At 65.2% G+C, this 13,887-nt stretch carries 16 protein-coding genes; 7 read left to right on the forward strand and 9 right to left on the reverse strand.

The window, feature by feature from the left end; translation table 11 throughout:
- Window positions 1–204: 204 nt before the first annotated feature.
- Window positions 205–1,098, forward strand: a complete 894-nt coding sequence (locus tag NKI97_RS04205) for a sugar phosphate isomerase/epimerase family protein (protein WP_352681919.1) — start codon at window positions 205–207, stop codon at window positions 1,096–1,098.
- A 40-nt stretch (window positions 1,099–1,138) separates the two neighbouring features.
- On the opposite strand, the gene NKI97_RS04210 is transcribed toward NKI97_RS04205, so the two are convergent.
- Window positions 1,139–1,594 carry a Crp/Fnr family transcriptional regulator gene (locus NKI97_RS04210; protein ID WP_023680480.1) on the reverse strand — a complete coding sequence of 152 codons (456 nt, stop codon included), beginning with the start codon at window positions 1,592–1,594 and terminating at the stop codon, window positions 1,139–1,141.
- Between the two features lie 125 nt (window positions 1,595–1,719).
- Window positions 1,720–2,403, reverse strand: a complete 684-nt coding sequence (locus NKI97_RS04215; RefSeq protein ID WP_023680479.1) for a response regulator transcription factor — start codon at window positions 2,401–2,403, stop codon at window positions 1,720–1,722.
- Window positions 2,404–2,547: 144 nt separating this feature from the next.
- Between NKI97_RS04215 and NKI97_RS04220 the strand changes: the two genes are divergently transcribed.
- A complete protein-coding gene (locus NKI97_RS04220; RefSeq protein ID WP_245274862.1) occupies window positions 2,548–3,084 on the forward strand; it encodes a L,D-transpeptidase family protein in 537 nt (178 codons plus the stop codon).
- 116 nt (window positions 3,085–3,200) lie between these two features.
- Here the strand turns inward: NKI97_RS04220 and NKI97_RS04225 are convergent, their stop codons facing one another.
- A complete protein-coding gene (locus NKI97_RS04225; RefSeq protein WP_352832823.1) occupies window positions 3,201–3,446 on the reverse strand; it encodes a hypothetical protein in 246 nt (81 codons plus the stop codon).
- 174 nt (window positions 3,447–3,620) lie between these two features.
- On the opposite strand from NKI97_RS04225, the gene gcvA reads away from it, so the two are divergent.
- A complete protein-coding gene (gene gcvA / locus NKI97_RS04230; RefSeq protein WP_352832825.1) occupies window positions 3,621–4,541 on the forward strand; it encodes a transcriptional regulator GcvA in 921 nt (306 codons plus the stop codon).
- Window positions 4,542–4,544: 3 nt separating this feature from the next.
- Here gcvA and NKI97_RS04235 read toward each other — a convergent pair whose 3' ends face one another.
- The 6 genes from NKI97_RS04235 to tsaD form a co-directional block, all read right to left on the reverse strand.
- Window positions 4,545–4,961 carry a DUF1761 domain-containing protein gene (locus NKI97_RS04235; RefSeq protein WP_352509119.1) on the reverse strand — a complete coding sequence of 139 codons (417 nt, stop codon included), beginning with the start codon at window positions 4,959–4,961 and terminating at the stop codon, window positions 4,545–4,547.
- A gap of 48 nt (window positions 4,962–5,009) precedes the next feature.
- Complete coding sequence (locus tag NKI97_RS04240) at window positions 5,010–5,666, reverse strand: class I SAM-dependent methyltransferase (protein WP_352832828.1); 657 nt, start codon at window positions 5,664–5,666, stop codon at window positions 5,010–5,012.
- Entirely contained in the window at window positions 5,663–6,088 is a 426-nt protein-coding gene (locus NKI97_RS04245) for an EVE domain-containing protein (protein ID WP_352456302.1), read from the reverse strand. The genes NKI97_RS04240 and NKI97_RS04245 overlap by 4 nt, the downstream gene beginning before the upstream one ends.
- Before the next feature lie 181 nt (window positions 6,089–6,269).
- Complete coding sequence (locus NKI97_RS04250; RefSeq protein ID WP_352750314.1) at window positions 6,270–6,566, reverse strand: YciI-like protein; 297 nt, start codon at window positions 6,564–6,566, stop codon at window positions 6,270–6,272.
- A gap of 26 nt (window positions 6,567–6,592) precedes the next feature.
- Window positions 6,593–7,603, reverse strand: coding sequence for an NAD(P)H-dependent glycerol-3-phosphate dehydrogenase (locus NKI97_RS04255; protein WP_352832831.1), 1,011 nt, complete (start codon window positions 7,601–7,603; stop codon window positions 6,593–6,595).
- The gene (tsaD, locus tag NKI97_RS04260) at window positions 7,600–8,685 is read right to left on the reverse strand and encodes a tRNA (adenosine(37)-N6)-threonylcarbamoyltransferase complex transferase subunit TsaD (protein ID WP_352451325.1); all 1,086 of its coding nucleotides are present in this window, start codon (window positions 8,683–8,685) and stop codon (window positions 7,600–7,602) included. Before tsaD ends, NKI97_RS04255 begins: the two co-directional genes overlap by 4 nt.
- 101 nt (window positions 8,686–8,786) lie before the next feature.
- Here tsaD and hemC point away from each other — a divergent pair, with 101 nt between their 5' ends.
- The 4 genes from hemC to NKI97_RS04280 all read left to right on the forward strand — a co-directional run bounded on the left by hemC (window position 8,787) and on the right by NKI97_RS04280 (window position 13,859).
- Entirely contained in the window at window positions 8,787–9,713 is a 927-nt protein-coding gene (gene hemC / locus NKI97_RS04265) for a hydroxymethylbilane synthase (protein WP_352832833.1), read from the forward strand.
- A 1-nt stretch (window position 9,714) separates the two neighbouring features.
- Complete coding sequence (locus tag NKI97_RS04270; RefSeq protein ID WP_352832836.1) at window positions 9,715–10,428, forward strand: uroporphyrinogen-III synthase; 714 nt, start codon at window positions 9,715–9,717, stop codon at window positions 10,426–10,428.
- 324 nt (window positions 10,429–10,752) lie between these two features.
- Window positions 10,753–12,243, forward strand: coding sequence for a COG4223 family protein (locus tag NKI97_RS04275; protein ID WP_352832839.1), 1,491 nt, complete (start codon window positions 10,753–10,755; stop codon window positions 12,241–12,243).
- A gap of 8 nt (window positions 12,244–12,251) precedes the next feature.
- Entirely contained in the window at window positions 12,252–13,859 is a 1,608-nt protein-coding gene (locus NKI97_RS04280) for a heme biosynthesis protein HemY (protein ID WP_352832842.1), read from the forward strand.
- Window positions 13,860–13,887 lie beyond the last annotated feature (28 nt).

Raw genomic sequence — 13,887 nt, forward strand, 5'->3', positions numbered from 1 at the left:
CCCCCCCCCCCCCCCCCCCCCCCCCCCCATTTTTTTTTTAACAACCCCCCCCCCCCCCCCGACCTCGCGGGCGGGCGGGGGGGGTGTGTTTTGTATATACCCCCGGGGGGGGGGCGGGGCCGCCCGCCCCCACCTTTTTGTCCGAGCATTGGATTGCCAAAACCGCTTTGGACTTGGGTCAGCTGGAAATAACCGGAGACGATCATGTCGCGCATCGGAATCCACTCATTCGTCTGGTCGGCGAGCTCGGCGCAGGGCGACCTCGAGCGGACGCTGGCGAACACCAGGGAAGCCGGCTTCGACCTGATCGAATTCTCCTATCTCGACCCCGCCAATGTCGACATTGACGGCTTGGCCAAGCGGATCGCCGATCTCGGCCTCGGCGTTGCGATCAGCATTGGACTGCCGGCCGACGGCGATATTTCGAGCGCCGACAAAACGATTGCCGCGCACGGCGTCGAAATCCTGGAACGTACGATCGCGCTGACCCGCGATCTCGGCGGCCAGAAGGTTGCCGGCATCCTCAGCACCAGCCACGGCTTGCAGAGCGAGGCGCCGACGCGTGACCAGTGGGACCGCAGCGCCGGCACGCTGGCCAAGGTGGCGGACACGGCAAAATCAGCCGGCGTCACCCTCAACCTCGAAATCGTCAACCGCTTCGAAAGCAATCTGCTCAACACCGCCGCGCAAGGCATGGCCTTCATCGCGGACAGTGGCTCCGACAATATCTTCCTGCATCTCGACAGCTTCCACATGAACATCGAGGAGGCCGATGTCGGCTTGGCCATTCGCAATGCGGTCGGGAAGATCGGCTATGTCCATATCGGCGAGAGCCATCGCGGTTTCCTCGGCACCGGCAATATCGATTTTGCCGCGATATTCGATGCGCTGACCGCCATCGGCTACAGCGACGACCTCAGCTTCGAGTCCTTCTCCTCGGAAATCGTCGACGAGAACCTGTCGCGGAAAACCGCGATCTGGCGCAATCTGTGGACCGACAATATGGAGCTGGCCAAACATGCGCGCCGCTTCATTGCGCTGGGACTGGAGACGGCACGGCGCAAGGCCGAGCTTGTTTCCGCAATGCACCGGCCCTGAGCCCTCGCAGTTCCAATCTGGCTAGGCCAAAGGCGCTACATTAGCCGGCAAAACGCGGCCCAAGTTCCTCGATGCGGCGGATCATCGCCTGGAAATCCTCCAAAATGCGCTGGTGCAAGTGAACCGCCAGTTCCGGGTATTCCTCGAGGATGCGGCGGAACATCTTGCGGCTGAGCCGCAGCACTTCCGAATCGATTTCGGCGGAGGCGCTGGTCAGCCGGTTGGTGTCGGCGATCAGCGCCAGTTCGCTGAGTATGGTGCCGGGGCCGGCGGTGCCGATCGGGATGCGCTCGCCGTCGTGCTCGCGGTAGAGCACGATGCGGCCGCTGACGACGATGTAGGCTGAATCGGCCTCGTCGTCCTCGCGGTAAAGCTTGTGGTCGGCTTTCAACATGGTGGTTTCGGCGCCGAAGGCGAGCAGACGCAGCTGTTCCTGCGTAAAGCCCTCGAAGAGCCTCACGGTGGACAGGATGCGGATGTCGTCATCCAGCGCCATCTAGCTATGTCCCCGAACCGTTAGTCCGACTCCTCCCCTACGAGGCCGATCCAAAACCACCTCCAGCCTCAGGACCGTACCCGAAAAGCGCCCCGCCCGGATCGCTTATTTGAATAATGAAATGTTTAAGGAACCAGCTTGTAGCCGCCGCTTTCTGTCACGAGAATTTCCGCGTTGGAAGGATCGCGCTCGATCTTCTGGCGCAGCCGGTAGACGTGAGTTTCGAGCGTATGCGTGGTGACGCCGGAATTGTAGCCCCAGACTTCCTCCAGCAGCACGTCGCGGGTCACCACCTTCTGGTCGGCACGGTAGAGATATTTGATGATCGAGGCTTCCTTTTCGGTCAGCCGCACCTTGGCGCCGCGCGGGTCGATCAGAAGCTTCTGGCTGGGCTTGAACGTGTAGGGGCCGACCGAGAAAGTGGCGTCCTCGCTCTGTTCGTGCTGGCGCAACTGCGCGCGGATGCGGGCCAGCAGCACGGCAAAACGGAACGGCTTCGTCACATAGTCGTTGGCGCCGGCCTCGAGGCCAAGGATGGTGTCGGAATCGGTATCATGGCCGGTCAGCATGATGATCGGCGCCTTGTAGCCGCCCTTGCGCAATATCTTTACCGCCTCGCGGCCATCCATGTCGGGCAGGCCGACATCCATGATGAGCAGGTCGATGAGCCCGCCACGCGCCGTGGCGACGCCTTTGGCGGCGGTCGCTTCCTGCAGGACATCGAATTCCTCATAAAGCGACAATTGCTCGACAAGGGTGCCGCGCAGGTCGTCATCGTCGTCGACGATCAGAATGGTGCGTGAAGTCATGGATCAATCCGTTGTTTTGAAAAGAGATTTCAGTTGACCGCTGCCTGTTTATGCGGAAGCTGACCGGCACAACAGCCGTTCACAGTGATTTGTTCCGTGGCACGATCATACAAGAAAAAACACGATCGCAATGCAGTCGGCGCAATTTTGCCTAAAGGGCTCACCGTGCTCACCGTGCGCGCGCGCCCCGGCCAACCCAGCCAGGGCTTTCTGCAGGCCGGCAAACTGGTGTTTCCATGTGCGCTGGGGCATGGCGGCATCTCGGCCGGCAAGCGCGAGGGCGATGGCGCCACGCCGCTTGCCTCGATGCGGATATTGTCGGGATATTTTCGCGGCGACCGTTTTGCCGGCGGCCGCCGGACGCGGCTGGCGATGACGCCGATCGGCCGCGACCTCGGCTGGTGCGAAGTGCCTGGGGACCGCAACTACAACCGCCCGGTCAAAATCCCCTATGGCGCCAGCCATGAGCGGATGCTGCGCACCGACGATCTCTATGACGCCTGCCTGGTGCTGGACTGGAACATTGTGCCGCGCCGGCGCGGGCGCGGCAGCGCCATCTTCTTCCACCTGGCGCGCCCCGGCTTCACGCCGACGCAAGGCTGCGTCGCGGTAACGGCCCGCACCATGGCACGGCTGCTGCCGCTGCTGTCGGAGCGGACGGTGGTAAGGGTGGTAAGGTAAGGGAGTAGGGGAATAAGGGAATAGGGGAATAGGGGAGTAGGGGAGTAGGGGAATAGGGCAGTAAGAGTAGAGACAGGGGCGGGCGCGCCGCTTAGCTTTCCTACTCCCCTACTCCCCTACTCCCCTACTCCCCTACTCCCTTGCCACCCTATGTCGAGAAGGCCGAGCCGGCCGAGTTCGCGGTCCATGGCGCGTGCGATGTCCTTGCGTTCGCCGCCGATGTCGCGAAGCTGGCGATCGGAGAGATCCTCGACATTTTGGTAGGGAAGATTGACCGCGATTTTTGCGTGCCGAAGCCAGTCAAGCACGGCGCGCAGCCAGGCCGGGCGGAGGGTTACCGAGCGCAAGGCGATGTCAGACATGGTGCAATCCGCTTCTCCGGACATCAAATCCGGTTTGATGTTTCTTCGATGCTCAGAGCATGGCGGATTGAAATTCAAACGGGAAACGAGTAGTTTTTTCTGCATCTTCAAGTTCTATTTGATGATTGGAATGCTCGACCGAACCCTCGACCGAACCCTCCTCGTCTGGCACTGATGGCGCGCCTGCTGCCTGGAACCCGTGCGCTGCGGACGCTGGAGGCAGCGGCGCGGCACCTCAATTTCACCCGCGCCGCCGACGAGCTCGGCCTGACGCCGGCAGCGGTCAGCCATCAGATCAAGGAAATCGAGGATCAGCTCGGCATCGTGCTGTTCACACGCACCAGCCGCACGATCCGGCTGACCGAGGCGGGCGCGGTGCTGTTCGAAGCTTCGACCGATGCGCTCGACCTGCTTGGCCGGGCCGTCTCACGGGCGCAGAAGACGGCGCGCGGATCGGCGCTGCTGAAGGTCACCCTCGATGCGCAATTCGCGACGAAGTGGCTGATGCGGCGCGTCGACGATTTTCGCAAGCAGCATCCGGCAATCGAGCTGCGTTTCGACATCAGTTACGAGGTGCGCGACTTCGATCGCGACGACGTCGATCTCGGCATCCGTTTCGGCACCGGCAAATATCCGGGGCTTCGCTCGCACCGGCTGTTCGAAAACGTCATCATCCCCGTCTGCAGCCCGGCCTTGCTGCGGTCAGGGCCGCCGCTCAAGGAGCCGCGCGACCTGTTCCATCATACGCTGGCCCATATCGAGTGGTCGCGCCAGGGCGTCACCTGGCCCAACTGGAGCATGTGGATGGCGGCGGCGGGCGTCGACGATTTCGACGACAGCCGGACCATCGTGTTCGGCAATTCGACGGATGCCGTCCAGGCCGCGCTCGACGGCAACGCGGTCGCGCTCGCCGATTTCGCCATGGTGGCAAACGATCTTTCGGAAGGCAGGCTGATCCGGCCGTTCGAACTCGGCATCAAGGTCGCGCCTGAATTCGCCTATTTCCTGGTCTATCCGGAGACCGCGGCGAATGATCCGCGCATCGTCGCCTTTCGCGATTGGCTTCTTGAGGAAATCGCCAGGACCCCGATCTGACGGTCAGCCCGCCGCCGCGCCGAACCAGCCGATCACCGCGCCGATGAGAAGCAGCACGCCGAGCCAGTGACCAACATCGATGAGCGTCAGATCCCAGCCGAAACCTTCGTAGCGATGGTTGACCGAAAGCGTGGTGGCGACGAACCCCAGCCAGAGAACGAAGCCGAAGATCACCCCGGCAAGCAGGCTCGGCTCGCCGCCGGTTACGGCGCCGATGATCAGCGACATGACCAGCGCCATGACGAGCTCCGCGATGAAGGAGACGACGAAGGGCAGCATCGATTTGCTCATCGTCGCCGGATCAAGCTTGGCGGCCTTCAGCCACGGCTTGCTCAAGCCCATGTACCAGGCCCCGCCGAACAACCACGCCACGACGGCGGCGACGATTACCGCCAGCCAATTGATTGCTGAAAAATCCATGGTTCCCTCCGGTCGATTGCGCGATGGAACGCCTGTTCGGCGATGCCGTCAAGCAAGACGCCAGACGGTGGTGCGCTTGACCTCGGCGTCCTCCAGCGCCCGGGTCACCGCCACTTGATAGACGGCAAGCGGCTCCAGTCCCGCCCTCGGCAGATAGGAGCGGCCGGGATCGCCGACGAGAATGTCGGCGCCGCGCGCCTTCAGCGCGACGAACCATGGCATCAGCCTGTCGGCGAAAGTTTTGTCGTAGAAGACGTCGCCGGCCAGCACCAAGTCCCAGCCGGCATCGCTGCCGATGCAGTCGCCGATGAGGAATTTTATCTCGGTCCCATTTGCCTCGGCATTGAGGCGGATGGCGGTCGCGCAGAACGGGTCGATATCGGCGGCGATCACCTCGGCAGCTCCGGCCTTCGCCACGGCAATGGCGACAAGGCCGGAGCCGGAGGCGAAGTCCAGCACGCGCTTGCCGTGCACCGCCGCCGGATTGTCGAGGATGTAGCGGGCAAGGCCTTGGCCGCCGGCCCAGGCAAAAGCCCAGAAGGGCGGCGGCAGGCCGATTTCGGTCAGCTCGTCCTCGGTCCGCCGCCACAGTTCGTGCGCCTCGTCGGCCAGGTGCAGGCGGATCTCCGGCACATGCGGCGGCGCCATCAGCGCCGTGTTGTCGAGGATGAATTTCCTGGCGCTGTCCGGCGTCAGCGCCGTCATGGCGCCGGCGTCAGGCCGCCCATGCGGCAAACCTCTTGCCATTCGGCCGGCGTCACCGGCTGCACAGACAGCCGCCCGAGCCGCACCAGCGCCATGTCGGCCAGCTTTTGATTGGCCTTGGCTTGCTCCAGCGTCACCGGCTTCGGCATGGCCTTGAAGGCGCGGATGTCGACGCACTCCCAGCGGGGATCGTCGGTGGTGCTGTCCTGATGGGCCAGAGCGCAGACTTCGGCGATGCCGACGATGTCCAGCCCGTCATTGGAATGGTAGAAGAAGCCGAGATCGCCGATCTGCATCGCCTTCATGTTGTTGCGCGCCGCATAATTGCGCACGCCGTCCCATTGCGTGCCGGCCTTGCCCTTGGCCTTGAGGTCCTCGAAGGAGAAGACCGAAGGTTCGGATTTGAACAGCCAGTAGTTCATCTCAGTTATCCCGTTGCCGTTGTCGGTTTGTCGCTATCCAGCGTTGGCGCTGTCCCTCACCCTTACCCTCTCCCCGTAAGGACGGGGAGAGGGGTCGCCAGCGCTGGAGCTTCTCCCTTCTCCCCGTTCTTCACGGGGAGAAGGTGCCGGCAGGCGGATGAGGGGCAGCGCGAACGAACGATCATTCACTCACAGGCTTGTTGAAGCTCCAGTTCCACTGCCGGATTTCGACGCTTTCGAACAGCCCTGCCTTGGTATAGGGATCGGCCGCCGACAGGGCTTTTGCCGCAGCCAGATCGGGCGCCTCGACAACGGCGAGAGTGCCGTTCGGCTTGCCGTCGGCGTCGAGGAACGGGCCGGCGAAGGCCAATTTCTTGTCGCCGTTCAGCCCTTCCAGGAAGGCAAGGTGCTTGGGCCGCGTATCGAGCCGCACCTGCAGCCTTCCTGGCTTGTCCTTGCAAATCAACGCAAACAGCATCTTTCCATCTCCGCAATCGTTCGCGATTACATCTCGGTTTCGGTCTTGAGTGGCCTTGTCATCAACGCCGACACAGCCTGGTCTATGGTTATGGTGCCGTCCAGTATGGCGGCGACGGCGGCGATGATCGGCGCGTCGATCCGGCGCTCGCCGGCGATGCGGGCAGCGATTGCCGCCGTCGGCACGCCTTCGGCCAAAGGCAGGCCGGCAAGCGGCTTGCCTTGCCCCAGCGCCAGCCCATAGGCGAAATTGCGCGACTGCGCGGACGAGCAGGTGAGCAGCAGGTCGCCGAGGCCGGAAAGCCCCATCAGCGTCTCCGGCTTGGCGCCAAAGGCGGCGCCGATGCGGCGCAATTCGACGAAGCCGCGCGTCACCATCGCCGCCTGGGCGCTGGCACCGAGCCCGGCGCCGGTGACGGCACCCGCGGCAATGGCAAAGACGTTCTTCAGCGCGCCGCCGATCTCGACGCCGATTAGATCGTCGCTCGAATAACAGCGCAGATTTTCCGCCGAAAAGCGGGCGGCAAGGTCGGTGGCCAGAGCCTCGTCGCGGGCGGCGACCACGACGGCCGTCGGCAAGCCCCTGGCGACGTCGGTGGCAAAGCTTGGGCCGGACAAAGCGGCGACCGGATTTGCCGGCAGTATTTCCTCGGTGATGGACGATAGCAGCGCGCCGGTGTCGCGCTCGATGCCCTTGGCGCAGAGGACCAGCGGGACGCCTTTCGGCATATGGCTGGACGCGGCCGTTAGCATAATCCGCAACGATTGCGCCGGCGCTACCGCCAGAACGCAGTCGGCACCGTCGAGCGCCGCCTCGATGTCGCTCGTCGCCACGATGCCGGGATCGAGCGCGATGCCCGGCAGATAGCGCTGATTTTCGCCACGGTCGACCGCCGCGACGGTCTCCGGGTCGCGCGCATAGAGGCGGACGAAATGACCGGAGCGCAGCGTGGCCAGCGCCAGCGCCGTGCCCCAGGCGCCGCCGCCGAGCACGGCGACGCGCCAGCCGCTTGGCGCCTTGTGCTCGCTGCCGGTCATGCCTTGGCCCCACGCCGGCCCGAGCCGACCATCGGGGCCGAGACGCTGTCCAGCGGCCAGCGCGAGCGCGGCACGAAATCGGCGGCGTTTTCACCTGATATGCCGGCGCGCAAGCGCTCGATGCCGGCCCAGGCGATCATCGCCGCATTGTCGGTGCAGAGGTTAAGCGGCGGCGCGACGAAGCTGAACCCGGCCTGCTCGCACAGGCCCTGCAATGTCGCCTTGATAGTCCGATTGGCGGCCACGCCGCCGGCGACAACCAATGCAGGCTCGGCCTTGTCCGGGAATTGCTGACGGAACCGGGTCAGCGCCCGCGCAACACGGTCGCCCAGCGCATCCGCCACCGCCGCCTGGAACGAGGCGCAGATATCGGCAACATCCTGGTCGCTCAGCGGGGCGATCGCGGTTGCCGCCTGGCGCACCGCGGTCTTGAGGCCGGAGAAGGAAAAATCGGGCTGCACCGAGCCCTTCATCGGGCGCGGAAAGGCAAAACGCGTCGCGTCACCGGTTGCCGCCGCCTTCTCGACATTCGGTCCGCCCGGATAGGGCAGGCCGAGCATCTTGGCCGTCTTGTCGAAGGCCTCGCCAAGCGCGTCATCGATGGTCGTCGCCCAGCGCTGGTAGTCGCCGACGCCGCGTACGGCGACGATCTGGGTATGGCCGCCGGAGACCAGCAGCAAGAGGTAGGGAAAGTCGAGCCCGTCGGTTAATCTGGCCGTCAGCGCGTGGCCTTCGAGATGGTTGATGGCGATCAGCGGTTTTTTGGCTGCCGCGGCGATTGCTTTGGCCGTCATCAGGCCGACGATCAGCCCGCCGACAAGACCGGGACCGGCGGTGGCGGCAATCGCATCGATGTCGGCGAGGTCGACGCCGGAATCGGCGAGCGCTGCCTCGATGATGCCGTCGAGCGCCTCGACATGGGCGCGCGCGGCGATCTCCGGCACGACGCCGCCGAAAGCAGCATGCTCCTCGATCTGGCTGAGCACGATGTTCGACAGGATTTGCGGCGTGCTGCGACCGTCCAGCGCCACCACGCTGGCGGCGGTCTCGTCGCAACTCGTCTCGATGCCCAGAACGCGGATCAATTCGTCGCTGTCCAAAAATCGTACAGATTGTACTGTCGGCCTTTCCCCGATAGGAGAAAACCCGAAAACCTGCCGGGGGTTATCACGGACGGCGCGTCATGCAAACAACCTTGAAAATCGGAACACGCGGCAGCCCGCTGGCGCTGGCGCAGGCGCATGAAACGCAGGCGCGGCTGATGGCGGCGCATGACATGCCGGCGGAAGCTTTCGAGGTGGTCGTCATCTCGACCAGCGGCGACCGCATCCAGGACCGGCCGCTGTCGGAAGCCGGCGGCAAGGGCCTGTTCACCAAGGAGATCGAGGAGGCGCTGCTGGCGCGCCGCATCGACATCGCCGTGCATTCGTCGAAGGACATGCCGACGCTGTTGCCCGAGGGGCTGGAACTGTCCGCGTTCCTGCCGCGCGAAGACGCGCGCGATGCCTTCATCGGCAAGGCGGCGCGAACGATTGCCGGCCTGCCGCAAGGCGCCAGGGTCGGTTCGTCGTCGCTGCGGCGCCAGGCGCTGATCCGGCGGATGCGGCCGGACCTCGAAGTGGTGATGTTTCGCGGCAATGTGCAGACGCGGCTGCGCAAGCTCGACGACGGCATCGCCGACGGCACCATCCTCGCTTATGCCGGGCTGAAGCGGCTCGGCCTCGAAGACGTCGTCACCGACCTGATGCCGCTCGAGGTCTTTCCGCCGGCGCCGGGGCAAGGCGCGATCTGCATCGAAAGCCGCATCGGAGACCGCGACGTGGAACAGATGCTGGCAGCGATCGACGACCGGCCGACCGGCGAGGCGCTGGCCTGCGAGCGCGCCTTCCTGGCGGCGCTCGACGGGTCCTGCCGCACGCCGATCGCCGGACATGCGACGATATCGGGCGGAACGGTTTCCTTTGCCGGGCTGATCATCTCGCCCGATGGCACGCAGTCGCATGAAGTCAGGCTGCAAGGGCCGGCGCAAGAGGCGGCGCGCATTGGTGCGGAAGCCGCGGCGACCGTTCGGGCCAAGGCCGGCGAAACATTCTTCGATGGCTGGACCTGACATGCTCCGCGTCCTTGTGACGAGGCCCGAACCGGGCGCGTCGCGCACGGGGCGCCGGCTTGCGGATGCCGGCTTTCAGCCGATCCTGCTGCCATTGACCGGAACCGTGGCGCTGCCGGTCGATGCCGGCGCGCTCGCTGACGCCGCGGCGGTCGCGGTGACCAGCGCCAATGCCGTTCGCCATGCGCCGAAAGAGGTCGTCGCGGCGCTCACCGGCTTGCCGTGCCACGCCGTCGGCAGGAAGACGGCGGAAGCCGCCCGCGCTGCCGGGTTTCTGTCGGTCAGCGAAGGCGCGGGCAATGCCGAGGCGCTGGCCGATGCGCTTGCTGGCGGTTACGCGGGGAAGACGATCGTCTATCTCTGCGGGCGGGTGCGATTTCCCGGCTTCGAGGAAGGGCTGTTGGCGTCGGGCGTTCAGGTCCGCGCCGTCGAGACCTACGACACCGTTGTCCTGGACTACTCCGACGAGGCCGTTCTTGCGCGCCTGTCCGCCCGGCCGGTCGAGGTGGTGCTGCTCTATTCGACCAAGGCGGCAAAAGCGATGCAGGCCCTGGCTAGCCGGCCGGCGCTGCGTAGCCTTTTCCAGGAAACGCGCTTTTTTGCCTTGTCGGGACGTATTGCCGCCGCCATCGGCGATGTCGCCGGCGAAAGGATCCGGATTGCGCCTGAGCCCTACGAAGATGCCTTGCTAGGACTTTTGCAGGCGCCGCGCTGATGGCATTCGCTGCGGCTCTGTGCCGTCCTTGAGGGGCGGCGCCAAACTCAGGTGATTGCTCTCGGGCACATTTTGTTCTTGCTTTGTGCCGGCAGCTATGCTACTAATTTGGTTACGGTGCCAATTGGCTCCAACGACCCGCCCGCCGAGGCGGGTTTTTTGTGTGCCGAGCATGGGCCTTGGCTTGAAACGCGGATTCGGCCCTGCGGCGTTTTGCCAAAACTGAATTCCAAGCCGTGGCGTCATCACGCCGCCCCTTTTCACCGCTTGGTGATGTGCTAGACCCTTTCAACCATCCCGAAGCGAATTTTGCGGAGCCCGAGCATGGTCAAGACGCCGAAGATGCGGCATTCCAAGAGCCGCCGTGAGCCGGTGACCATCGAGCTTGAGCCTGGCGCCGTCTCGCGAGTCGCCGACAAACAGGATGCCGTGACCTCGCATACCGACGAGGCGCGGGCCGAGGAAGCGGCGAACGCCTCGCAGCCGGAGCCACCTGAAGAGCCGGTGCATGCGGACCAGACCGATCTCGAGCCATGGGAACATGCCGACGCAGCCGCGCCGGCCGGCACGCAAGAGCCGGCGGACGCCGGCGTCGATTCTGCCAGGGAAGCGGAAACCCCTTATCCCGCCGGTTCGGATGCGCCGGCCGGGCGCTCCGCGGTTTCCGATTACAGTTTCGAAGATGCATCCAGCGGAACCGGGGCCAACGAACCGAGGATCCCAGGTTCCGGTGAGAAGACAGCTGAGACGAGGGACGACCATATGGCAGCGCAGCCGAAGCGAAGCGGCATCAACGGCATCGCCGCCGGTATTATCGGCGGCGTCATCGCCCTCGCCGCGGCCGGCGGGCTGCAATTTGCCGGCCTGCTCGGTGCGCCGGGGTCGGGCGGCGTGTCGCTCGACGCGGTCAATGGTGAGATCGTTTCGCTGAAACGCGAGGTCGCGGACCTCAGACAGGCCGGCGCCAACAATGACGCATCGGCCAAGGTGGACGGGCTGTCGTCGGCGCTGGATCAGGTCAGGGCGGACGTCGCGGCGTTGAAGTCGGCCGTCGAGCAAGGCGGTGCCGGCGACAATGCCGGCCTGGCAGCACTTGGCGACAAGGTAAGGCAGATCGAGACGGCGGTTGCGGCCCTCGGCAAAGCCGGCGGTACGGCGCCGGTCGATCTCGGCCCGCTCAACGACAGGCTGGCCGCGCTCGATGCGCTGGTGAAATCGGCCGGCGAGACGACAAAGGCGCAGGACAGCCGGCTTGCGGCCCTGGAACAGTCGGTTTCACAGATCTCGAGCAAGGTCGATTCACAGGCTTCGCAGCCGAAGATCGCACTGGCCATTGCCGCTTCGGCGCTCAAGGCAGCGCTCGACCGTGGTGCACCGTTCGCCGCCGAGCTCGAAACCTTTGCCGCGATCTCACCCGATGCACCCGAGATCGCGACGTTGCGCACCTATGCCGAAAAGGGCGTCCCGATGCGCTCCGAGATCGCCGCCGAAGCGGACGGCGCCGCCAACGCGATGGTCGCTGCCGCGACGCCCATCGACCAGAATGCCGGCATCCTGCAGAAGCTGCTGTCCAGCGCCGAATCGCTGGTCAAGGTCAGGCCGATCGGCGCCGTCGAAGGCACCGGCGTTCCGGAAACCGTCGCCCGCATGGAGGTCGCGGTCAACCAGGGCGACTACGCCAAGGCGCTCAGCGAATACGAAACCCTGCCTGAGGCGGCCAAGGCCGCCGGCGCCGACTTTGCCGGCAAGCTGAAAGCGCGGATGGAGGTCGAGACGCAGATCGGTTCGCTCATCGCCGGCGCGATGAAGGCGTGAGGAACCCGATGATCCGCATCCTCGCCTTCCTTGCCGTCGTCTTTGCGCTCGGGCTCGGCTTCGCCTGGCTGGCCGACCGGCCGGGCGAAATGCTCGTCACCTTCAATGGCTATCAATACCAGGTCAGCCTGATGGTCGCGGCGGTGGCGGTCGTTGCCGTGGTTGCCGCGGTGATGATCGTCTGGTGGCTGATCAAGGCGCTGTGGAACAGCCCCTATACGATCTCGCGCTATTTCCGCGTGCGTCGCCGCGACCGCGGCTACCAGGCGCTGTCGACCGGGATGATCGCCGCCGGCGCCGGTGACGGCGCGCTCGCCCGCAAGAAGACCAAGGAAGCGGCAAAGCTGATCCGCTCCGATCAGGAGCCACTGATCCAGCTGCTCGACGCGCAGGCCTCGCTGCTCGAAGGCGACCATGAAGGCGCCCGCGAAAAGTTCGAGACCATGCTCGATGATCCCGAAATGCGGCTGCTCGGCCTGCGCGGGCTTTATCTCGAGGCCGAGCGGCTCGGCGACCGCAACGCAGCCCGCCACTATGCCGGCCGTGCCGCGGCGGTGGCGCCGCAACTGGCCTGGGCGGCTGAATCGACGCTGGAAGACCTGACCGAACGCGGCGACTGGGATGGCGCGCTGAAACTGGTCGATGCCCAGAAGTCGACCCGGCAGATCGAGCGTGACGCCGCCAACCGGCGCCGCGCCGTGCTGCTGACCGCCAAGGCGCAGGCGCTGATCGACAGCGATGCCAATGCCGCAAGGGCGGCGGCGCTCGAAGCCAACCGGCTGCGGCCGGATTTTGCACCGGCGGCGGTCGTCGCGGCGAAATTGCTGTTTAGGCAGAACGACGTGCGCAAAGGCTCGAAAATCCTCGAGGCGGCGTGGAAGGCCGAGCCGCATCCGGAGATCGCCGAGGTCTACACCCATGCCAGGCCGGGCGATGCCGTGCTCGACCGGCTGAACCGGGCAAAGAAGCTGCAGGAGCTGAAGAAGAACCATGCCGAGTCCTCGCTTGCCGTGGCGCGCGCCGCGCTGGATGCGCAGGATTTTTCAACCGCCCGCCGGGAGGCGGAAGCCGCGATCCGCATGGATCGCCGCGACGGCGCCTATCTGCTGCTGGCCGATATCGAGGAGGCCGAGACCGGCGACCAGGGCAAGGTGCGGCAGTTGCTGTCGAAGGCGGTGAGAGCGCCGCGCGACCCGGCCTGGGTTGCCGATGGTGTCGTCTCCGAACGCTGGGCTCCGGTATCGCCGATCACCGGCAGGCTCGATGCATTCGAATGGCGGGCGCCGATGGAGCGGCTCGGGCAGTTGATCGACGGTCATGAGGATACGCCGGAGGCGCCGGTGCCAGCCATCGCGGCTCCAGCCAGGCCGGTACAGGAAAGAGCCGGGACGGTCGAGCACACGGCGGAGACACCGGGCACAGCGACCGAGGAAAAGACGGACGACCGTGCCGGCGAGGATCATGTGACACCAATCACCGCGGCGGCGTTTGCCCAAGTGCCGGAAGATGCCGAGGCCGTCGAGCCAGCGCAGGAGCTGACGCGGCTGCCCGACGACCCCGGCGTCGATCCAGACGACGCAGCGGATAAATCGACGCGCCGGTTTCGTTTATTCTGATCAGGGTCGAGTGGACCCGGGCTTATTG

Source organism: Mesorhizobium sp. M0296, from assembly GCF_040321675.1.
Lineage (GTDB): Bacteria > Pseudomonadota > Alphaproteobacteria > Rhizobiales > Rhizobiaceae > Mesorhizobium.